The sequence below is a fragment of the Kribbella catacumbae DSM 19601 genome (assembly GCF_000372465.1).
Taxonomy (GTDB): Bacteria; Actinomycetota; Actinomycetes; order Propionibacteriales; family Kribbellaceae; genus Kribbella; species Kribbella catacumbae.
Genome location: NZ_AQUZ01000005.1, coordinates 216543 through 236666, shown reverse-complemented (window position 1 = coordinate 236666; position 20124 = coordinate 216543). Strand labels below are relative to the sequence as shown.

The following is a 20124-nucleotide window of genomic DNA, read 5'->3' as shown; positions in this document are numbered from 1 at the left end:
TACCAGCTCAACGACAGGAGACCGCCCGTGGAACGTCATCTCTTCGACGCCGATCACGATGCCTTCCGGGAGACCGCGCGAGCCTTCTGTGAGAAGGAGATCGCGCCGCATCACGACAGCTGGGAGGAAGCCGGCATCGTGCCGCGCGAGCTCTGGACCGCGGCGGGGGCAGCTGGGCTGCTCGGCTTCATGGTGCCCGAGGAGTACGGCGGCGGCGGGGTGCGCGACTTCCGGTTCAACGCCGTGGTGATCGAGGAGGTGACCAAGGCGCGCGCGAGCGGCCCTGGCTTCACGATTCACGCGGACATCGTTTCGGCGTACCTGCTGGACTACGCGACCGAGGAGCAGAAGGCGCGCTGGCTGCCGAAGTTCTGTACTGGCGAGATCGTCACCGCGATCGCCATGACCGAGCCGGGAGCCGGCAGCGACCTGCAGGGGATCACGACGACGGCCAGGCGTGACGGTGACGACTACATCGTGACCGGCCAGAAGACCTTCATCTCCAACGGCATCCTCGCCGACCTCGTCATCGTCGTCGCCAAGACCGACCCGGACGCCGGCTACCAGGGCATCTCGCTGATCGTCGTCGAGCGTGGGATGGAGGGCTTCGAGCGCGGCCGCAACCTGGACAAGATCGGGCTGAAGGCGCAAGACACCGCCGAGCTCTTCTTCGACAACGTCCGGGTGCCCGCCACGAACCTGCTCGGCGAGGAGGGCAAGGGCTTCGTCTACCTGATGGAGAAGCTGCCCCAGGAGCGGCTCGCCATCGCCGTGGTAGCTGCCGCCGCCTGCGAGAGCATGCTCGAGACGACCTTGCAGTACGTGAAGGACCGCAAGGCGTTCGGCCGCCCGATCGGCTCCTTCCAGAACAGCCGCTTCGTACTCGCCGAACTGGCCACCGAGACCCAGATCGCCCGCGTCTTCGTCGACCGCTGCATCGAGGAACTCAACGCCGGCGCCCTCACCGTCTCCGAGGCCGCGATGGCCAAGTGGTGGACCACCGAACTCCAGAAGAAGGTCGTCGACAAGTGCCTCCAGCTCTACGGCGGCTACGGCTTCATGACGGAGTACCCGATCGCCAAGGCCTACCTCGACACCCGGATCCAGACCATCTACGGCGGCACCACCGAAATCATGAAGGAAATCATCGGCCGCACAATGGGCATCTGAATGAGCAGGTAGCGCGGCCGGACCGCCGCCACTCACAAACCTCAACTGATCGCACCCGGTCAGGCGTGCGCAGGCGTGCTCCCGGGTGGAAACGGGCGGTTTGTGAGTGCCGGAGGTCCGGGCCTGCCGCCCAACATCACGAACGTACCTGGACCTTCGAGGGCTATCGCAGCAAGGCCATCGCCGTCGCGGTGCTGGGCGGCATCGAGTGTGAGTTCATCGTCCAGGGCTACGACGATGACGAGAGGCCCGACAGAGCGTGGCTCGGGTCCTTCATTGTCGTTGTGATCTTGACAGCGACATCTCGCCTGCGGTTGTGTTCTTAACATCCAAGTTTGGGAAGTTAACATGATCGAGTGAGAGGTAAGCGGATGAGGCAGGTGCGTGGGCTGGTTGCCATCGCCACGACGATGGTGGTCGCCATGGCGGCCGGAGCATGTGGTGCCGAGAACGACGCGGCGGCTGGCGGCGGTGGGAAGAACGCGAAGATCGCGTTCCTGATGCCCGACATCGCCTCGACCCGGTACGAACTGTTCGACGCGCCGCTGTTCAAGGCGAAGATGAAGGAGCTCTGCGCGGACTGCGAGGTGCTTTACCAGAACGCGGCGGCAGACCCCGCCAAGCAACAGCAGCAGGCGAACTCGATGCTCGCCCAAGGTGTGAAGGCGATCGTGATCGACCCGGTCGACTCCGCCGCGGCCGCCTCGATCGTCCAGGCCGCACAAGGCCAGGGCGTGCCGGTGATCGCCTACGACCGGCCGATCCCGGACAAGAAGGCCGACTACTACATCTCCTTCGACAACGAGAAGATCGGTCAGCTGATCGCCGAGTCGCTCGTTGACCACTTGAAGGAGACCAAGGCCACCGGCGGGATCCTGCAGGTCAACGGCTCACCCACCGACGCCGCTGCCGGCCTGATCAAGAAGGGGATCCACAACGCCGTCGACACCAGCGGGTTCAAGCTGCTCGCGGAGTTCGACACCCCGGGCTGGCAGCCGCCGAAGGCGCAGGAATGGGTGAGCGGTCAGATCACCCGCTTCCCCGGCAACCAGATCGCCGGCGTGGTCGCAGCCAACGACGGTACGGGCGGCGCCGCCATCGCCGCGTTCAAGGCGGCCGGTACCAAGGTGCCGCCGATCACCGGCAACGACGCCGAGCTCGCGGCGATCCAGCGGGTGATCGCGGGCGACCAGTACAACACCATCTCCAAGCCGATCAAGATCGTCGCCGACGCGGCCGCCGTGGTCGCCAACGAGTTTGCCCAGGGCAAGAAGCCGGCCGGCAAGGCCACCCTGTTCGACACCCCGTCTGAGTTGTTCACGCCGACCGTCGTCACCCAGCAGAACGTCGCCGAGATCCTCAAGGCTCCGGACTTCGCCCTGAAGATCGCTGACGTCTGTACGGCGGAGTACCAGGCCGGGTGCGAGAAGCTCGGGATCAGGTGATGGCGATCCTTCGCCTTCAGGGCATCAGCAAGAACTTCGGCGCGGTCGCGGCGCTCACCGACGTCGACCTCGAGGTGGACGCCGGCCAGGTGGTCGCGATCGTCGGCGACAACGGCGCGGGGAAGTCGACGCTGGTGAAGGTGCTCTCGGGAGTGCACAGCCCGGACGGCGGCCGGATCGCGTTCGAGGGCCGTGAGGTGACCATTCCCGGACCGGCGGCGGCTCACCGGCTCGGCATCGCCACGGTGTTCCAGGATCTTGCCCTGTGCGAGAACCTCAACGTGATCGAGAACCTGTTCCTCGGTCAGGAACTCAGCCCGTTCCGGCTCGACGATGTCGCGATGGAGGTCCGGTCCTGGGAGTTGCTCCGGCAGTTGTCGGCCAAGCTTCCGGCCGTCAGGTTGCCAGTGGCAGCGCTGTCCGGTGGGCAGCGGCAGACCGTGGCGATCGCGCGATCGTTGCTCGGGGATCCGAAGATCATCATCCTCGACGAGCCGACCGCCGCCCTCGGCGTCGCGCAGACCGCGGAAGTGCTCAACCTGATCGATCGCCTCCGGGAGAACGGTCACGGGGTCGTCATGATCAGCCACAACATGTCCGACGTACGAGCGGTGGCAGACCAGGTAGTGGTTCTGCGGCTCGGCCGGAACAGCGGCGTCTTCGATGCCCGGACCACATCGTCGGAGGAGATCGTCGCCGCGATCACGGGCGCCGGCGACAACGCGGTCACGCAACGAGCCGCGCGCTCCGAGACGGTTGACCGAAGCGGTATGGCTGGGGGTGCATGGTGATGGCGGCTGTCGACCTGAGCGATGAGCGGTTGCGGCAAGGCGTGGGGCCGCGGGCGGTTGTGGGTCTGCTGGTGGATCGGGTCCGGGCCGGCGAACTCGGGATGGTTCCCGTGGTCGCGGGGCTGGTGGTGATCTGGGCGGTTCTGCAGGCGCTGAATCCGATCTTCCTGTCCAGCACCAACCTGGTGAACCTGACGATGGAGTGCGTGCCCGTCGGGATCGTTGCGCTAGGCATCGTCTGTGTGTTGCTGATCGGCCAGATCGACCTGTCCGTCGGCTCGATCAGCGGACTTGCGGCGGCGATCACCGCGATCCTCTTCGTCAACGAGCAGTGGCCGGTCTGGGCCGCGGTACTCGCGGCCGTCGCGGCCGGATGCGCGATCGGCGTCCTCTACGCCCAGATCTACAACCGAGTCGGCATCCCGAGCTTCGTGATCACGCTCGCCGGTCTGCTGTCCTTCTTGGGCCTGCAACTGAAGGCGCTGGGCACTTCCGGTTCGGTGAACCTCCCGTACGACTCCGCCCTGGTCAGGTTCGCGCAGCTCTCCTTCGTGCCGGCCTGGTTGTCGTATCTCCTCGTCCTCGGAGCGGCAGCAGGCCTGTTCCTGGTCGGATACCTGTACGCGCGCAAACGCCGTACTGCGGATCTCCCGGCACGCTCGCTCCGGTTCCTGGTGATCCGGAGCGCGGTCCTCGTCATCGGACTCGGCTTCGCCGTCTGGTATCTGAACCGGAGCCGCGGCGTCGGCTGGATGTTCGTACTCTTGGTGGCGCTCGCCCTGGCCCTCCACTACGCCCTGACCTCGACCAAATGGGGCAAGTCCCTGTACGCCGTCGGCGGCAACGTCGAGGCAGCTCGTCGAGCCGGCATCAACGTTCGCTTGGTCTACGTCTCGGCCTTCGCCTTCTGTACGACGCTCGCGGCAATCGGCGGCGTACTCGGAGCAGCGCGACTGGCCGCTGCCAACCAGAGCAGCGGAGGTGGCGACGTGAACCTGAACGCGATCGCTGCGGCCGTGATCGGCGGTACCAGCCTGTTCGGCGGTCGAGGCACCGCCTTCGCCGCGGTGCTCGGCATCCTCGTGATCCAGTCGATCTCGAGCGGGCTGACCCTGCTCAGCCTCGATTCGTCGTACCGGTTCTTCGTCACCGGCGTCGTGCTGTTGCTGGCCGTCGGCGTCGACTCCCTGGCCCGCCGCTCTCGCGCCAGCCACGGCCGCTGAGGCGGGTGGTCAGCGGCGTGGGGGCTTGTCGCGGGAGCGGCGGATCGTGTCGCGTTGGGTTTCGCCGACGGCTCGCTCGTAGGCCAGCACCAGGCCCTGGATCGTCACCGGCTTGAAGCGTTCGACGAGTTGCTGGATGTGCTCTGGCGGGCCGCCTGAGTCGCGGTAGTGGGGCCAGACCTTGGTCCGGAACACCTCGGTCAGCTCCTCGGCCAATGCGCGCCCGTGCTCGGTGAAGATCCGCCCGGCGTCCAGCACCGCCTCGACCGGCAGGTCGAGGTCGAGCAGTTCCACCCCGAGGCTGAGGTGCGCCGTCGCGACCTGGAAGACGTCCTCGTCCGGCGTCGGCTCGACCACGCCCAGCGCGACGAGCATTTCGATGTCGTCATCGGTCAGTTCACGCCCAGTACGCCGTACCAGCGCCGTCCGGTCGAGCGTTTCGGGCAGGTCGCGCATCCAGGGGGTGAGCAGGGTCCGGTGCAGCGCGATGTCCTGCGGAGTCGCGTCGGCCGGGATGCGATCCAGGTAGCCCTCGATTGCCGACAGGGTGAACCCGTGCGCCTGTAGCTCTCGGACCAGATCCAACCGGGCGATGTGCTCGGGACCGTAGTACCCGACGCGCCCGCGGCGTACCGGCGGGGGGATCAGGCCGCGGCCGGCGTAGAAGCGCAGCGTGCGCACGGTCATCCCGACCCGCGCGGAGAGCTCGTCGACGGTCAGCATCGCCTCGTTCTGGCCGGACGGCTCGGCATCGGCTGGGACTGACGACAGGGGCATGGCGCAGATCATAGTGGCCCCCACTTGACCATCGTGACACCATCACTGTCACAATCGACTCAGACCATCCGAGGCAGACGACGGGATCACCATGACCGCAGCCAGCGAAGCCTTCCTGTACGACGCGATCCGGACTCCCCGCGGCAAGGGCAAGGCGGCGGGCGCCCTGCACGAGGTCAAGCCGATCCAGCTCATCACCGGGCTGCTCACCGAGCTCCGCGTCCGGCACCCGGAGCTGGACGAGTCCGCCATCGACGACGTCGTACTCGGTGTCGTCAGCCCGATCGGCGACCAGGGCATGGACATCGCCCGTACTGCGGTCCTCGCGGCGGGCTACCCGGAAACCACGGGCGGCGTGCAGCTCAACCGCTTCTGCGCGTCAGGCCTGGAAGCCGTGAACCAGGCGGCCCAGCGGATCCGCTCGGGCTGGGAGGACTTCATCCTGGCCGGCGGCGTCGAATCGATGTCGCGGGTGCCGATGGCCTCCGACGGCGGCGCTTGGGCGATGGATCCGGAGACCGCGATCCAGACCAACTTCATCCCGCAGGGCATCAGCGCCGACCTGATCGCCACCATGGACGGCTTGTCCCGCACCGACGTCGACGCGTACGCCGCGGAGTCGCACGCGCGGGCCGCGAAGGCCTGGGCCAACGGGTACTTCGCCCGCTCGGTCGTCCCGGTGACCGATCGCAACGGGCTGCAGATCCTGGACCACGACCAGCTCGTGCGGCCCGGTACGACGGTCGAAACGCTGGCCGGGCTGCCCGCCTCGTTCGCCGCGATCGGTGAGCACGGTGGCTTCGACTCGGTCGCGCTGGAGAAGTACGTGACGGTCGAGCGGATTAACCACGTGCACCACGCCGGCAACTCGTCTGGCATCGTCGACGGCGCCGCACTGGTTGCCATCGGCAACGAGAAGGCCGGCGAGGCGCTCGGCCAGGCGCCGCGCGGCCGGGTGGTCGCGGCGGCGGTCAGCGGAACCGATCCGACCATCATGCTGACCGGGCCGGCGCCCGCGGCCCGCAAGGCGCTTGCCAAGGCAGGGCTCGAGGTCTCCGACATCGACCTGTTCGAGATGAACGAGGCGTTCGCCGCCGCGGTGCTGCACTTCATGAGCGACCTCGGCGTCCCGCACGAGAAGGTGAACGTCAACGGCGGCGCGATCGCGCTCGGCCACCCGCTCGGCGCCACTGGCGCGATGCTGATCGGAACCCTGCTGGACGAGCTGGAGCGGCGCGAGCTGCGCTACGGTCTGGCCACCCTGTGCGTCGGCGGCGGCATGGGCGTCGCGACCATCATCGAGAGGCTTGCGGCATGATCGACTGGAAGAACTCGAACGGTGTCGTCACGCTGACGATGGACGAGCCGGGTGCCTCGGCGAATACCATGAACGACGCCTATGTCGGCGCGATGGCCGCGACCGTGGAGCGTCTGCAGGCCGAAAAGGACAGTCTCCAAGGCGTCGTCATCACCAGCGCCAAGTCCACGTTCTTTGCCGGCGGCAACCTGCAGCTGCTGTCCCAGATCCAGCCGGAGAATGCGGCCGAGGTGTTCGAGACGGTCGAGGAGATCAAGCGGCAGCTCCGCGTGCTGGAGACGCTCGGCGTCCCGGTCGTTGCCGCGATCAACGGTGCCGCGCTCGGTGGCGGGCTGGAGATCGCGCTCGCCTGCCACCACCGGATCGTTGCCGATGACAACCGCATCGAGATCGGTGTTCCTGAGGTGACACTCGGCCTGCTGCCCGGCGGTGGCGGCGTCACCCGCACGGTCAGGATGCTCGGCCTGCAAGACGCGTTGATGAAGGTCCTGTTGCAAGGGCAGCGGATGAAGCCCGCACACGCCAAGTCGGTCGGCATCGTCGACGAGGTCGTCCCCGCCGACGAGCTGCTCGACGCGGCGTACCGGTGGATCGACGCGTACGACGGTGACGCCAAGCAGCCGTGGGATCGCGACGGCTACAAGATCCCCGGCGGTACTCCGTCCTCGCCGAAGCTGGCCGCGTTCCTCCCGGCCTTCCCCGCGAATCTGCGCAAGCAGCTCAAGGGCGCGCCGTACCCGGCCCCGCGAGCCATCATGAGCGCGGCGGTCGAGGGCAGTCAGGTGGACTTCGCCACGGCCAGCAGGATCGAGTCCCGGTACTTCGTGTCGCTGGCGACCGGCCAGATCGCCAAGAACATGACCAACGCGTTCTTCTTCGAGCTCCAGGCGATCAACGCCGGGGCATCGCGGCCGGCCGACGTACCGGCGTACAAGGCCCGGAAGGTCGGGGTACTCGGCGCGGGCATGATGGGTGCCGGGATCGCCTACGTCTGCGCGAAGGTGGGCATCGAGGTGGTGCTCAAGGACGTCTCCCTGGAGGCGGCCGAGAAGGGCAAGGCGTACTCCGAGAAGCTGCTCGCCAAGCAGGTGCAGAAGGGCCGCAGTACGCCGGAGAAGGCGGAGGCGTTCCTGAGTCTGATCACGCCGGCTGCCGACCCGAACGACCTGGCCGGGTGCGACCTGGTGATCGAGGCGGTGTTCGAGAGCGAAGAGCTGAAGCAGAAGGTCTTCGCTGAGATCGCCGCTGTGGTGGAGCCGGACGCGTTGCTCTGCTCGAACACCTCGACCCTGCCGATCACGTCGCTTGCCGAGGGCATCGACCGGCCGGACGACTTCGTCGGCATGCACTTCTTCTCACCGGTCGACCGGATGCCGCTGGTCGAGCTGATCGTGGGGGAGAAGACGTCCGATCGCGCGCTGGCGAAGGCGTACGACCTGGTCCGGCAGATCAAGAAGACGCCGATCGTGGTGAACGACAGCCGCGGCTTCTTCACCTCGCGCGTCTTCGGCACGCTGGTGATGGAGGGTGCCGCGATGATTGCCGAGGGCATCAACCCGGTGACGATCGAGCGCGCCGCGACCCAGCTGGGCTTCCCGGCGCCGCCGCTGGCGATGCTCGACGAGGTCACCCTGACGCTGCCGATGAAGATCCGTGACGCGGCTCGCGCGGCCGGGGACAGCGCGGGTGCCTTCGACGACCACCCGGGCATGGCGGTTGCCGATCGCTTGGTCACCGAGTTCGACCGCAAGGGTAAAGCGGCCGGCGCGGGCTTCTACGAGTACCCGGCGGATGGTCCGAAGCACCTGTGGCCGGGGCTGTGGGAACACTTCGTGCGCGAAGGGGTCGACGTACCGCTGATCGACCTGCAAGAGCGGATGGCGTTCGCGATGTCACTCGAAACGGTGAAGTGCCTGGACGAGGGAGTACTACGCTCCGTCGCCGACGCCAACATCGGCTCCATCTTCGGCATCGGCTTCCCACCCCTCCACGGCGGCGCCCTCCAGTACATCAACGCCTACCAGGGTGGCCTCCCCGCCTTCGTCACCCGCACCCGCGAGCTAGCTCAAACCTACGGCTCCCGCTTCGAACCCCCCGCGCTCCTGGTCCGCAAGGCGGAGGCAGGCGAGAAGTTCGCCTGACCCCTGACCGGGACATTCAGTCCGGCATCAAGGACTGACCCAACCTCCTCCGTTCATTCGCCCGCTTTTCATCCGTTAGGAAACTGTCACCAATGGGCGGCCTGCACCGCGGGTGAAAAGGGGGCGAATGAACGGAGGAGTGGCGGGGGATCAGCTGTCGGCCGGCAGCTGGTACCTCGGTGTGACGATGGCGCGGGCCAGCGTGTGGAAGGCGAGGTTGAAGCTGACCACCGCGGGGCTCACGTCGCCGTCGATGTCGAGGGCCTCCACGTCGATCGCGTGCACCACGAAGTAGTAGCGGTGCACATGGTCGCCGGGGGGCGGGGCAGCGCCGCCGTACGACTTGGTGCCGTAGTCGTTGCGGATGTGGAACGCGCCGTTCTCCAGCCGCTCGGTGGTGCCCGCCCCGGTCGGGAGCTCGGTGACGGTGGCCGGCAGGCCGACCAGGACCCAGTGCCAGAAGCCCGACGGTGTCGGCGCGTCCGCGTCGAAACAGGTGACGACGAAGCCCTTGGTCTCGGTCGGGAAGCCGTTCCAGCTGAGCTGGGGTGACGTGTTCCCGCCGGCGAAGGCGTGGTTGTCGTCGAGTCGCTTGCCTTCGGCGACGTCGGTACTGGTGACCGTGAACGAACCGACCTCGGGAAGCAGTTGGTACGGGTCCGGCGCGACTGGCCGATGAAGCGACATCTGTGATCCTCCAGGATCTCGCGACGTGTGGTGAATCCGACATTACTGCTCAGATCCAGCCCACCCTGGCCGGGGCACCTGCCCGAAGGTGCGAAGATCGGTGGAGGCCTGCGTCCAGGCGGCCGAACGGACTGGAGGGATCAGCGGTGGAGGAGTATCTGGCCAGGATCGGCCCGGCCGACGCGGCCGCGATGCGGGCGGCCACGGAGCGTCAGCTGAAGCTGACGAAACCGGCCGGTTCCCTCGGCGTACTGGAGGAACTGTCCGTCCGGGTCGCCGGGATGACCGGCTCGTGCCCGCCCGCGGTGCCGACCGCCGCCGTCGTGACGGTCTTCGCCGCCGACCACGGTGTGCACGCGCAGGGCGTCTCGCCCTGGCCGCAGGAGGTGACTGCGGCGATGCTCGCGAACTTCGCGGCCGGCGGCGCAGCGGTCAATGCTTTCGCGGCGAACAACCGCGTCGATGTCCGAGTGGTGGACGTCGGCGTGGCCACCGCTGTGGACGAACTGGACATCGTGCATGCGAAGGTCCGTCCGGGGACGAGGGACCTCGCGGTGGAGAAGGCGCTCACGGCGGACGAAGTACTGGCTGCGGTGACGGTCGGCTTCGAGCTGGCCGACAAGTTGGTGCTCGACGGGTACCAGTGCCTGCTGACCGGTGACATGGGCATCGCCAACACGACGGCATCTGCCGCGCTGATCGCGACCTTCAGCGGTGGGACGGCCGAAGAGGTGACGGGTCGGGGGACAGGGATCGACGATGCCACCCTTGCGCACAAGACCGACGTCATCCGGGCGGCGCTGGCGCTCCACGACGTACCGGCTTCTGAGCCGCTGGCGGCACTGGCGGCGTACGGCGGGCTGGAGCACGCGGCGCTGGCCGGATACATCCTCGGAGCGGCCGCCAACAAGGTGCCCGTGATCCTCGACGGCGTGATCGCGGGTGCCGCGGCGCTCGTCGCGCAGGCACTCCACCCGGCGGTGATCGACTACTGCGTCGCCGGGCATCGCTCGGCCGAGGCTGGTCACGCGGTCGCGCTCAAGACGCTCGGCCTGCAGCCGTTGGTGGATCTGGACCTGCGGCTGGGGGAGGGGACAGGCGCAGTACTGGCCTATCCGATCCTCACCTGCGCCGTCCGGGCACTCGCCGAGATGGCGACCTTCGAGTCTGCGGGGATCGAGGCGTGACCGCGCCGTACCTGTCGGGCCTGGTGCTCACCGGCCGCCGTGTCGTGGTCGTGGGCGGCGGGGGAGTCGCGCAACGCCGGTTGCCGCGGTTGCTCGAGACGGGTGCCCAGATCGACGTCATCTCGCCGGCGATCACACCGACGATCGAGGGACTGCTGACCAACCCCGACCTGCGCTGGGTCGAGCGCGGGTACGCCGCCGGTGACCTCGACGGCGCCTGGTACGTCGTGGTCGCGACGGATGATGCCGCGGTCAACGATCAGGTCTCGGCCGAGGCGGAGGAGCGGCGGATCTTCTGCGTGCGCTCCGACGATCGCTCCCGGGCGACGGCCTGGACGCCGGCCTCGGGGCAACACGACCAGGTGACCATCGGCGTACTGGGTGGCGGCGATCATCGGCGGTCGGCCGCCGTGCGGGACGCGATCCTGGAGGAGTTGCGCGAGGGCGCGCTCGGGGCGCGGGACTCGCTGGCCAAGCAGCCTGGCGTGTACCTCGTCGGTGGGGGTCCAGGAGACCCTGATCTGATCACCGTGCGCGGGCGGCGGTTGCTGGCCGAGGCGGACGTCGTGGTCGCGGACAGGCTCGCGCCGCAGCCGTTGCTGGAGGAGCTGCATCCTGATGTGGAGCTGATCGACGCGGCGAAGTTGCCCCGCGGGCGGTCGGCGCAGCAGGAGGAGATCAACCGGATCCTGGTGGACCGGGCGTTGCAGGGCAAGGTCGTGGTCCGGCTCAAGGGCGGCGATCCGTACGTCTTCGGGCGCGGCTTCGAGGAGGCCATCGCGTGCGCGGAGGCGGGGGTCACATGGACCGTCGTACCGGGGATCACCAGCTCGATCGCGGTGCCTGCGGTGGCGGGGATTCCGGTGACGCATCGCGGGGTGACGCATGAGTTCACTGTCGTGTCGGGGCACATCCCGCCGGGGCATCCGGATTCGCTGATCAATTGGGAGGCGCTCGCGCAACTGCGCGGCACGCTGGTGTTGCTGATGGCGGTGGAGAACCTGCCGGTGATCGCTTCGACGCTGATCTCCCATGGCCGTGACGCGTCGACTCCGGCGGCCGCGATTGCCGATGGCACGCTTCCGGGCCAGCACCAGATCACGTCTGACCTGGGCGGCATCGCCGAGGCGATGTCGGCGGCCGGCGTCGGCGCGCCCGCGATCGTTGTCATCGGCAACGTTGTGGACGTGGCCGCCGGCCTGCCTGGCGGGGCGCCTTCCGGTGCGGCTTCCGGCGCGGGCTCCGCGTCGGGCTCCGGCGAGAGGCCTGCCGTGGCCTCTGACCAGGTCGCGGGTGCAGGCGTCGCCGATGCGGCTGAGGGGTCATGAGTCCGCTTGTTCCTGTGGACGATGCCGCGGATGAGCGGCTGGCGGACTACGTCCAGCTGAGGGAGGTGAATCTGCGCCGGCTGCTCGAGGAGGAGCACGGGCTTTTCATTGCCGAGGGCGACAAAGTGATCCGCCGCGCGTCCGACGCGGGGTACGAGCCACGCTCGTTCCTGCTGGCTCCGCGCTGGCTCGAGTCGCTGGCCGACGTACTGGAGAGGTGGCCGGCGGCACCTGTTTACCTGGTGACCGAGGATGTGGCTGAGCAGGTCACTGGATTCCACGTCCACCGGGGCGCGCTGGCGTCGTACCGGCGCCGGCCCTCGGTCGGGCTGGACGGATTGCTCGGCGGGCGACGGATCGCGATCTTCGACGACATCGTCGACCACACGAACGTCGGGGCAGGCTTCCGTGCCGCGGCGGCGATGGGCGTGGACGCAGTACTGGTGACGCCGACGTGTGCGGACCCGCTGTACCGGCGATCGATCAAGGTCTCGATGGGCACGGTCTTCCAGGTGCCGTGGACCCGCTTGTCTTCCTGGCCGGACTCGCTGGACCTGCTGAAGGAGCACGGCTTCGTCACCGCCGCGCTGGCACTGTCCGACGACTCGATCTCCCTGGACGACCTGACCGCACGGCGAGACGACAAACTGGCCTTGATCTTCGGCACCGAAGGGCACGGCCTAAAACCCCACGTACTCGAAAAGGCAGACCTGACGGTCCGAATCCCCATGTCCGGCGGAGTCGACTCCCTCAACGTCGCCTCCTCAGCCGCCGTAGCCTTCTACGCCACCCGCCCCTAACCGCTGGAGACCCGTCGGAGGTTGCCTTGCGTACAACAGAGCGACTGCTGCTGCGACCGTTCCAGGACGAGGATCTGCCGGCGTGGGCTGAGCTGAACACTGATCCCGAGGTGATGCGCTACCTCGGCGGCAAGCCGCTGAGCCGGGCCGAGTCGGATGCGATCGCGGCGGGGGTGAACGCGCAGTACGTTGCTGAAGGCACCGGCTTTCTGGCCATTGAGCGGCGGTCCGACGGCGCGTTCCTCGGTGCGGGCGGGTTGACCCACGAGTCCTGGCACCCGGATGACTTCGAGATCGGCTGGCGCTTGGCCCGCGCCCACTGGGGCCACGGCTACGCCACCGAAGCAGCCGCCTCCTGGCTGGCCTACGCCTTCACCGATCTCGACCTACCCCGCGTCCTGGCATCCACCGACGCCCCGAACACCAACAGCATCGCCGTGATGAAGCGCATCGGCATGACCTTCGACCACGAGGCCGTGCTGGAAGCCGACGGTGAACCCTTCGACGCCGTCATCTACTCCATCACCCGCGACAACTGGCACGCCTGACAACGCGTACGCCGGCCCCTCCGGCGCCCCACTCCAAACGGGTCTCGCCGTCGGCCGCTGCCCGGGATGCCTGGTTCAGCCCGACCCAGCTGGTTTCGGGTATGCGCGGACTGCGCCTGGGACCACGACGCCGACCAGGTCGCCGTTCTCAGGTGCGTCGTGACCCGGGACCCGCGCCACCAGGCGCGTCGTGGTGTCGGTGAGGTCGAGTCGGACCATGGCGTCCGGGCCGTGGTACGCGACGGAGACTACCCGTGCCGTCAGACCCGACGGAGCACCCAGCACGAGCTGCTCTGGCCGGATCATGGCGAGCACGTCGCCGGTGGCCGGTTCGGTGAGGTCGAGTTTGCCCAGTACACAGTCGACGACGCGGCCGTCGGCCAGGCCGGGTAGCAGCATCGTGTCGCCGAGGAATGCGCCTACCTCGGGTGTTGCGGGGGCGTCGTACACCTCAGCAGGGGTGCCGATCTGAGCGAACCGGCCGTCGAACATCACCGCCACCTGGTCGGCGAACGAGAGTGCCTCGGCCTGGTCGTGAGTGACCAGGACGGTCGTAGCGCCGCGTTCTCTGAGCGCGGTCAAGGTGGCCTCGCGGGTGGCGGCGCGCAACGCGGTGTCCAGGGACGAGAACGGCTCGTCGAGCAGTACGACGGCAGGCTCGCGGGCCAGCGCCCGGGCCAGCGCGACCCGCTGTTGCTGACCGCCGGACAACTGGTCTGGCCGGCGCCGGGCCAGGTCGGGGGACAGTCCGACGAGTTCGAGCAGCGGGCCGACCTGGGCCGCTCGGCGGCGTTCGGCCCGGGGGAGTCCGAAGAGGATGTTGCCGGTGACATCGAGATGCGGGAACAGCGCGCCGTCCTGGCGGACGTAGCCGATCCCGCGGCGTTCGGGCGCGACCATCCCCTTCTCGTCGGTGAGGACCTTCGCACCGATCTCGATCTGGCCGTGCGCCGGCCGGACGAAGCCGGCCAGTGCCCGCAGGAGCGTGGTCTTGCCGCTGCCGGACGGACCGAGTACGGCCGTGGTGCCGCCTGGACGCACCTGCAGACTGACCTGGTCGAGCACTGCTGGACCGCCGTATCCAACGGTCAGACCAGTGATCGTGATGCCGGCGCTCGTCATCGCTGGTCCAGGATCTGCCGGCGCAGCAGCACGGTGAGTGGGGCCGACAGGGCGATCATCGCCGCGGCGTACGGCGCGCTCGCCACGTAGTCCAGCTCGTCGCTCGCCGACCAGAACGCGGTCGCCAGCGTCTCGGTGCCGGTCGGGGCGAGCAGCAGGGTCGCGGTCAGCTCGGTCGCCGTCGCGAGGAAGACCAGCACGAATCCGGTCAGCGCGGAGGGGAGTACGAGCGGGAGCACCACGCGGGCAAAGGTACCCGGCCCGGATACCCCGAGCGACCGCGATGCCTCGACCAGCTCGGTCGGTGCCGCGGCCAGACCGGACCGCCAGGCCACCATCGCCCGGGGCAGGAAGAGGACTGTGTACGCCGCCACCGCCAGCGCTGCGGTCTGGTACACCGGCCGGGCCCACTGCACGGCCAGAGTCACCAGCGCCAGTCCGATCACCACGCCAGGCAGGGCGCTCGCGACGTAGGTCATTCGCTCCAAACCGGCGGCCAGCCGGGACGGGTACCTGTGCAGTAGCCAGGCTCCGGGCAGTGCGGCGACGGTCGCGGCCAATCCCGCGAGTACTGCCAGGCCAATCGTCGAGCCAGTTGCTGAGAGCAACGGTACGGCGTCTACCGCGCCGGCGCTGATCGCCCGCAACAGCCAGCGCAGCACGATTCCCGCGGGTACCACGACCGACAGTCCGACCAGGATGGCCAGCGCGCCGATGGCCGGCACCGTCCACACACCGAGGCGGTGGGCGACTGGCTGCTGCCGGGTTCCGGGGCCGAGTCTGGAGATGCGGGCCCGGCCGCGCAGGAGTACCTCGACGGCCAGCAGGCCGAGGCATAGCACCACGAGCGTCGCGGCCAGCAGGCTGCCGGCGCTGTTGCTGAACCCGACCGCGAACTGCTGCAGGATCGCCGTCGTGAACGTCGGGAATCGCATCATCTGCAGCACACCGAACTCGGCGAGGAGGTGCAGCGCCACCAGCAACGCACCGCCGGCGACGGCAGGGCGCAGCTGCGGCGCGACCACCCGGAGTACCGCGCCGAGGCCGGACGCACCGAGTGAGCGGGCGGCGTCGAGGTGACCCTGGTCGAGCGCTCGCAGCAGGGCGGCCGCCGGGAGGAAGACAAACGGGTAGTAGGCCAAAGCAGTAACGAACACCGCACCACCGAGCCCCTGCACCGACGGCAGTACCGAGGTCCAGGCATAGCTGCTCACGAACGCGGGAATGGCGAGCGGGGTCAGCAGCAGAGTGCGCCAGACACCGGCGGCGGCCAGCGTCGTCCGCTCCACAAGCCAGGCCGCGGCACACCCGAGTACCACGGTGATGGGGACAGTGAGCACCACCAGTACCAAGGTGTTGCGGAGTAGTTCGGCAGTCCTCGGCCGCAACAGCAGCCTGGACGCCTCAGCGGCACCGGCCGCAGTCGCCTGACCGAAAACGACCAGCACCGGGGCCAGCATCAGTACTGCGACCAGCAACGCGGCCACCACGACGAGCCACGGAGTCGGCGTGGACCGGCGGGCCCGGACCGATGGCGCCCCCGGGCCGTCGTACGGGAGGACGGCGCCGGAGGGGTCAGAGAATGCCGGCATCAGTCATCAGCGTGCTGACCTTGTCGGAGTTCAGCGCGAACGGGTCGACCGGCGGCGCCTGCAAGGTGCTCAACGGCGGCAGCGCCGGCGCGGAGGCGACTCCGGTGCCGACGGCGTACTCCATGGACTTGGAGTCGACGAGCACCTTCTGGCCGGCAGGGCTGGTGACGAAGGCGAGGAACTTGCGCGCCTCCTCAGGCTTCTTCGACCCGGCCAGCACCGCGCCACCCGACAGCGACACGAACGCGCCCGGGTCCTGGTTGCGGAAGTAGTGCAGCGCGGTGTTGCCACTACCTTCCTTGGTGCCGGCCTGGTCGCGGTACCAGTAGTAGTGGTAGATCACGCCGCACGGGATCTCGCCGGCATTCACCGATTTCATCGTGGCGATGTTGTTCTGCAGCGCCCGGGCGTTGGTCTTCAGGCCTTTCAGCCACTCGGTCGTCTTCTGCTCACCCTGGCCGGCGAGCATTCCGGCGACGATGGCCTGGAAGTCCGCACCGCCGGGCGCACAACCCCAGCGGTCCTTCCAGTCCGGTCCGGCGAGTTCCATCATGGACTTCGGCAGCTCTGCCTTGGGGAGCTTGGCCGGGTTGTAGACCAGCACGGTGGACCGGGCGGCGATCGAGGTCCAGGTCTTCGACGACGGGGTCAGGTTGGCCGGCACCTGGCGCCGGGTCGCCTCCTCGAGCGGTGCGAGCAGCTTGCCCCGCTCGACCAAGGTCATCGCGGGACTGTTCTCGGTGAGGAACACGTCCGCGGGCGACGAGGCTCCCTCCGCCACGATCTGGTGACCCATCGAGGAGTCGGAGCCCTTGCGGATCTGCACCTTGATACCGGTCGCCACGGTGAACGCCTCAGCCCAGGCCTTGGTGACGTTCTCGTGCTGCGAGGAGTAGACCTGGAGCGAGCCGGGGTCGGCCTTGTACTCGTCCTTGTCCTTCGACCCGCACCCCACCAGGCTCATCGTGCCGATGGCTCCCAGGCCGGTCAGGAACGTGCGTCGACGCATCGTCGATCCTCTCTCACAGAATTCAGTGCCGTCACGAGACGACGGATCAGGGTCTCACCAGTCGGATCCGGCAACGGCAGCCGGCGCAGCGCGTAGGTGCTGGCCGCGCAGAACGCGAGGCCGGCGACGATTGCGACTAGGAACTGGACGATCGGGAGATCGAAGAACGCGAACACCTGGAACTGCACCAGGTACACGTGCAACGAGGCAGCGGCCAGTACTCCGAGCGGCCGTACGAGCAAGCCAGGAACCGGCACCGTGGGCAGCAACGTCAACAGCACCAGTCCGACCAGGATGGTCAAGTTGCGTTCCCACTCGGGGAAGAATCCGATGGTCGCGGCGGCCGCGACGATGGCCGTGACGACACGGCGTCGCCGGGTGTCCGCGACCGCCATCGCGATCCCGGCGACGAACAGCCAGGCCACCGTACCCGGCAGACCCCGCACCGGTCCTTCGACCAGTGCGAGCACCAGATAACGCGGTACCAGCAGAACGGCCAGCGCGGCCATCGCGGTACGCCACGGGTCTGCGGCGTACGCCGACCGCACCCGCGGCAAGGCGAGCACCGTGGTCGTTGCCACCGACAACATCAGCAGCGCTTCCACGAACCAGAAGATGTTGATGTCCCGCGGCCGTACGAGCCAATGCACCAGGGCCAGATTCGACCAGTGGATCGATCGGGAACCGAACACCATCACGGCGGCCACGATCATCGCCGGGACGGCGATGCCGATCGCGGCTCGCGTGGTCCGCCGGGCCCGATCGGACGTCTTCTGGGCGGTGAGGACATACCTGGCGAACAGGAATCCGGCGACCGCGAGCAGGATGTGCGCACCACCCGCCAGCCGGAACAGTCCGACATGGCTGCCGCAGATCGTGACAACTGCCACCCCACGCAGGACCACGGTGGTCTCGACTCGCTGCGTCACGGTACGGCGTACCGGCCGGCTCTGCTGACGCCGGTCGGCCAGTGCGGCGAGATCGCGGACCGGCCGATGGTGCCAGTCGGGCGGCAGGTCGCCGATCAGCCGGGTCAACCCGAGAGATGCCATGACGTGGTTGAACGAGTCGCCGCCGAGCTCCGCAAACGATCGGTCGGGGTCGATCGCGCCGCCGCCGACCAGCGGTGCGAGGACGCCGGTGACCGCCGCGAGCGAGTCGTCCGCGGTCTCCGCGGGCGTGGCCTCCGTCGTGTGCAACGTGGGCATGCTATCCGTCGTGTGCAATGCGGCGCAGGCGCGGCGATCCGGTTTGCCGTTGGGCAGGATCGGGAGGTCGGCGACCTCGTGGATCGAGACCACGGACGCACCGAGACCGGCGGCCGACGCCGCTTGATCGCGGATGGTCGCCGGCTCTTGTCCGCACGGCCGATAGGTGACCTGAAGCTGCCCGTCGGTACCGGTGACACAGCACGGGACGCCGCTGGCGCGGAGCACACGCTCGACCTGGCCGAGGTCGATCCGGATGCCCATGATCTTCACGTGGTCGGAGCGCCGGCCGACGATCCGGACCAGACCGTCGGCGCTGATCCTGGCCAGATCCCCGGTGCGCAATTCGGTCTGCACCCGGCCGAGCGCGAGGTCGTCGGGGTGTTCGGCGTACCCGAGCATCACGCCGGGACCGGTGAACACGAGTTCGCCGACCGGGCCGTCCGCTGCATTGACTGGTTGCTCGATGCCCGCTGGGTCGAGCCGGAACGCCGAGCCAGCGATCGGCCAGCCCACGGCGTCCGGGTACTGACCGGCCAGCTCCGGTGGCAGTACCGCCATCCGGGCGGTCGCCTCGGTCTGCCCATACATGACCGCCAGTCCCCAGCCGCCCACCCTGCCGCGCGCGTCCAGTTCCCGGACCCGTGCGGCGGGTAGCGCGCCACCGGCCTGGGCGAGCAGCCGCAGCGAGGGCAAGTCGTCCAGGAGTCCCTGTACGTCGAGCAGGTCGACCACATGTGGTGTTGCAGGCAGCAAAGTGACCCGGTTCCCGCGCAACTCATCGGCGAAGGCGGGGTCGGTCACCGACCCATGCCACAGCACCGCAGTCGCGCCGGCCCTGAGTTGGGCGTGTAGGACCGACAAGCCGAAGCAGTAGTGCAGCGGCAGCGAAGTGATTGCCCGGTCGTCTGGGCTGATCGACAACGCCGCTCCGATCGCGTCCGCGTTGCTGACGAGATTCGTGCCGCTGAGTCGCACCAGCTTCGGCGAGCCGGTGCTCCCGGAGGTGCTCAACAGGACTGCGAGATCCGGGTGAAGTTCGTGCCGCGGATCGGTGTCGCGATCCAGCGAGCCTCCGGTCGCACCAGCGAAGGAGCCGTCGTCGCGGAGCCACACATCCGGCGGGTAGGCGGTGGTGATGGACGCATGCTCGGGCGGAGTAATCAGAGCGACATGCCCAGCCTTGAGAACGGCCAGGTAGCCAACCACCCGCTCGCGCTTCGCGGTCAGCGAAACGTGCACCAGCCGCCGCCCAGTGTGAACGGCCGGCAGGCTGGCCGCGAGCGCGTCGACCTGCTCGGTCAGCGCTCCATAGCTCAGCGGCCCTGCCGCATCGACGAGGACGGCACGGTGGATATCGGCAGTGCCGGACAACAGGTCAGCGCCGGCCGTCACCCGGGCTTGGGGCAGGAACACACAGGTGAGGCTAACCTAAGACTTCCCGACTGCTCAATAACTCACGCTGGTGACGGTTTTCACCGCCGCTCACCCAGGAGACCCGGCCGCTAACACCCCGTACGACGTCCGCCCCCGCGCCGCTTGCGTCGGCTGCTCCCAACCCCCAGCTACGCGCTCCTCCGCCGCCCCACAGCATTTCGGCGGTTGCCCCGGACCGCCACCACTATCGAACCTCGCGAGCAAGCGCTTCCCCTCGGCGTGTCGAGGAGTTGGAGCCGGGTTCAGTAGTGGTGGCGGTCCGCGCGACCGGTCGTCCCTGCGCGATCGGGCCCCGCATGTTCAGTTCCTGCACCTGAACGGGGTTACCCGTGCCCTGGAGG

At 68.4% G+C, this 20124-nt stretch carries 16 protein-coding genes; 10 read left to right on the top strand and 6 right to left on the bottom strand.

Features of this window, described 5'->3' with window-relative positions:
* Positions 1-27: 27 nt before the first annotated feature.
* From A3ES_RS0107955 to A3ES_RS0107935, 4 genes are all read left to right on the top strand, one after another.
* Complete coding sequence (locus A3ES_RS0107955; protein ID WP_020386263.1) at positions 28-1170, top strand: acyl-CoA dehydrogenase family protein; 1143 nt, start codon at positions 28-30, stop codon at positions 1168-1170.
* Between the two features lie 371 nt (positions 1171-1541).
* Positions 1542-2615 carry a substrate-binding domain-containing protein gene (locus A3ES_RS0107945; RefSeq protein ID WP_020386261.1) on the top strand — a complete coding sequence of 358 codons (1074 nt, stop codon included), beginning with the start codon at positions 1542-1544 and terminating at the stop codon, positions 2613-2615.
* Positions 2615-3406: an ATP-binding cassette domain-containing protein gene (locus A3ES_RS0107940; protein ID WP_020386260.1), complete on the top strand. Its 792-nt coding sequence runs from the start codon at positions 2615-2617 to the stop codon at positions 3404-3406. The genes A3ES_RS0107945 and A3ES_RS0107940 overlap by 1 nt, the downstream gene beginning before the upstream one ends.
* Positions 3406-4629 carry a sugar ABC transporter permease gene (locus tag A3ES_RS0107935; RefSeq protein ID WP_157630385.1) on the top strand — a complete coding sequence of 408 codons (1224 nt, stop codon included), beginning with the start codon at positions 3406-3408 and terminating at the stop codon, positions 4627-4629. Before A3ES_RS0107940 ends, A3ES_RS0107935 begins: the two co-directional genes overlap by 1 nt.
* Positions 4630-4638: 9 nt before the next feature.
* Here the strand turns inward: A3ES_RS0107935 and A3ES_RS0107930 are convergent, their stop codons facing one another.
* Entirely contained in the window at positions 4639-5406 is a 768-nt protein-coding gene (locus A3ES_RS0107930; protein ID WP_020386258.1) for a MerR family transcriptional regulator, read from the bottom strand.
* A gap of 91 nt (positions 5407-5497) precedes the next feature.
* On the opposite strand from A3ES_RS0107930, the gene A3ES_RS0107925 reads away from it, so the two are divergent.
* Both A3ES_RS0107925 and A3ES_RS0107920 read left to right on the top strand, forming a co-directional pair.
* The gene (locus A3ES_RS0107925; RefSeq protein ID WP_020386257.1) at positions 5498-6724 is read left to right on the top strand and encodes an acetyl-CoA C-acetyltransferase; all 1227 of its coding nucleotides are present in this window, start codon (positions 5498-5500) and stop codon (positions 6722-6724) included.
* A complete protein-coding gene (locus A3ES_RS0107920; RefSeq protein WP_020386256.1) occupies positions 6721-8865 on the top strand; it encodes a 3-hydroxyacyl-CoA dehydrogenase NAD-binding domain-containing protein in 2145 nt (714 codons plus the stop codon). Before A3ES_RS0107925 ends, A3ES_RS0107920 begins: the two co-directional genes overlap by 4 nt.
* Before the next feature lie 150 nt (positions 8866-9015).
* On the opposite strand, the gene A3ES_RS0107915 is transcribed toward A3ES_RS0107920, so the two are convergent.
* On the bottom strand, positions 9016-9552 hold the full coding sequence (locus A3ES_RS0107915) for a YbhB/YbcL family Raf kinase inhibitor-like protein (protein WP_020386255.1): 537 nt from the start codon (positions 9550-9552) through the stop codon (positions 9016-9018).
* A 146-nt stretch (positions 9553-9698) separates the two neighbouring features.
* On the opposite strand from A3ES_RS0107915, the gene cobT reads away from it, so the two are divergent.
* The 4 genes from cobT to A3ES_RS0107895 are packed head-to-tail and all read left to right on the top strand — an operon-like array spanning position 9699 to position 13415.
* Positions 9699-10739 carry a nicotinate-nucleotide--dimethylbenzimidazole phosphoribosyltransferase gene (cobT, locus tag A3ES_RS0107910; RefSeq protein WP_020386254.1) on the top strand — a complete coding sequence of 347 codons (1041 nt, stop codon included), beginning with the start codon at positions 9699-9701 and terminating at the stop codon, positions 10737-10739.
* On the top strand, positions 10736-12067 hold the full coding sequence (gene cobA, locus A3ES_RS0107905) for a uroporphyrinogen-III C-methyltransferase (protein WP_020386253.1): 1332 nt from the start codon (positions 10736-10738) through the stop codon (positions 12065-12067). Before cobT ends, cobA begins: the two co-directional genes overlap by 4 nt.
* Positions 12064-12867, top strand: coding sequence for a TrmH family RNA methyltransferase (locus A3ES_RS0107900; RefSeq protein ID WP_026162656.1), 804 nt, complete (start codon positions 12064-12066; stop codon positions 12865-12867). The genes cobA and A3ES_RS0107900 overlap by 4 nt, the downstream gene beginning before the upstream one ends.
* Before the next feature lie 26 nt (positions 12868-12893).
* Positions 12894-13415: a GNAT family N-acetyltransferase gene (locus A3ES_RS0107895; RefSeq protein ID WP_020386251.1), complete on the top strand. Its 522-nt coding sequence runs from the start codon at positions 12894-12896 to the stop codon at positions 13413-13415.
* Between the two features lie 75 nt (positions 13416-13490).
* Here the strand turns inward: A3ES_RS0107895 and A3ES_RS0107890 are convergent, their stop codons facing one another.
* Genes A3ES_RS0107890 through A3ES_RS46560 form a run of 4 tightly spaced genes read right to left on the bottom strand, consistent with a single transcriptional unit; the run spans position 13491 to position 19762 of the window.
* The gene (locus tag A3ES_RS0107890; RefSeq protein ID WP_020386250.1) at positions 13491-14537 is read right to left on the bottom strand and encodes an ABC transporter ATP-binding protein; all 1047 of its coding nucleotides are present in this window, start codon (positions 14535-14537) and stop codon (positions 13491-13493) included.
* The gene (locus A3ES_RS0107885; protein ID WP_020386249.1) at positions 14534-16129 is read right to left on the bottom strand and encodes an ABC transporter permease; all 1596 of its coding nucleotides are present in this window, start codon (positions 16127-16129) and stop codon (positions 14534-14536) included. The genes A3ES_RS0107890 and A3ES_RS0107885 overlap by 4 nt, the downstream gene beginning before the upstream one ends.
* Positions 16113-17138 (bottom strand): iron ABC transporter substrate-binding protein, encoded by a 1026-nt coding sequence (locus A3ES_RS0107880; RefSeq protein ID WP_020386248.1) that lies wholly within the window; start codon positions 17136-17138, stop codon positions 16113-16115. Before A3ES_RS0107880 ends, A3ES_RS0107885 begins: the two co-directional genes overlap by 17 nt.
* The gene (locus A3ES_RS46560) at positions 17117-19762 is read right to left on the bottom strand and encodes an AMP-binding protein (RefSeq protein WP_020386247.1); all 2646 of its coding nucleotides are present in this window, start codon (positions 19760-19762) and stop codon (positions 17117-17119) included. The genes A3ES_RS0107880 and A3ES_RS46560 overlap by 22 nt, the downstream gene beginning before the upstream one ends.
* Positions 19763-20124 lie beyond the last annotated feature (362 nt).

Excerpts from the sequence above, each read along its gene's own strand:
- A3ES_RS0107885 (WP_020386249.1), bottom strand. The coding sequence starts at position 16,129 with ATGCCGGCATTCTCTGACCCCTCCGGCGCCGTCCTCCCGTACGACGGC.
- A3ES_RS0107925 (WP_020386257.1), top strand. The coding sequence starts at position 5,498 with ATGACCGCAGCCAGCGAAGCCTTCCTGTACGACGCGATCCGGACTCCC.
- A3ES_RS0107940 (WP_020386260.1), top strand. The coding sequence starts at position 2,615 with ATGGCGATCCTTCGCCTTCAGGGCATCAGCAAGAACTTCGGCGCGGTC.
- A3ES_RS0107920 (WP_020386256.1), top strand. The coding sequence starts at position 6,721 with ATGATCGACTGGAAGAACTCGAACGGTGTCGTCACGCTGACGATGGAC.
- A3ES_RS0107945 (WP_020386261.1), top strand. The coding sequence starts at position 1,542 with ATGAGGCAGGTGCGTGGGCTGGTTGCCATCGCCACGACGATGGTGGTC.
- A3ES_RS0107880 (WP_020386248.1), bottom strand. The coding sequence starts at position 17,138 with ATGCGTCGACGCACGTTCCTGACCGGCCTGGGAGCCATCGGCACGATG.
- A3ES_RS0107930 (WP_020386258.1), bottom strand. The coding sequence starts at position 5,406 with ATGCCCCTGTCGTCAGTCCCAGCCGATGCCGAGCCGTCCGGCCAGAAC.
- A3ES_RS0107915 (WP_020386255.1), bottom strand. The coding sequence starts at position 9,552 with ATGTCGCTTCATCGGCCAGTCGCGCCGGACCCGTACCAACTGCTTCCC.
- A3ES_RS0107900 (WP_026162656.1), top strand. The coding sequence starts at position 12,064 with ATGAGTCCGCTTGTTCCTGTGGACGATGCCGCGGATGAGCGGCTGGCG.
- A3ES_RS0107890 (WP_020386250.1), bottom strand. The coding sequence starts at position 14,537 with ATGACGAGCGCCGGCATCACGATCACTGGTCTGACCGTTGGATACGGC.
- A3ES_RS0107935 (WP_157630385.1), top strand. The coding sequence starts at position 3,406 with ATGGCGGCTGTCGACCTGAGCGATGAGCGGTTGCGGCAAGGCGTGGGG.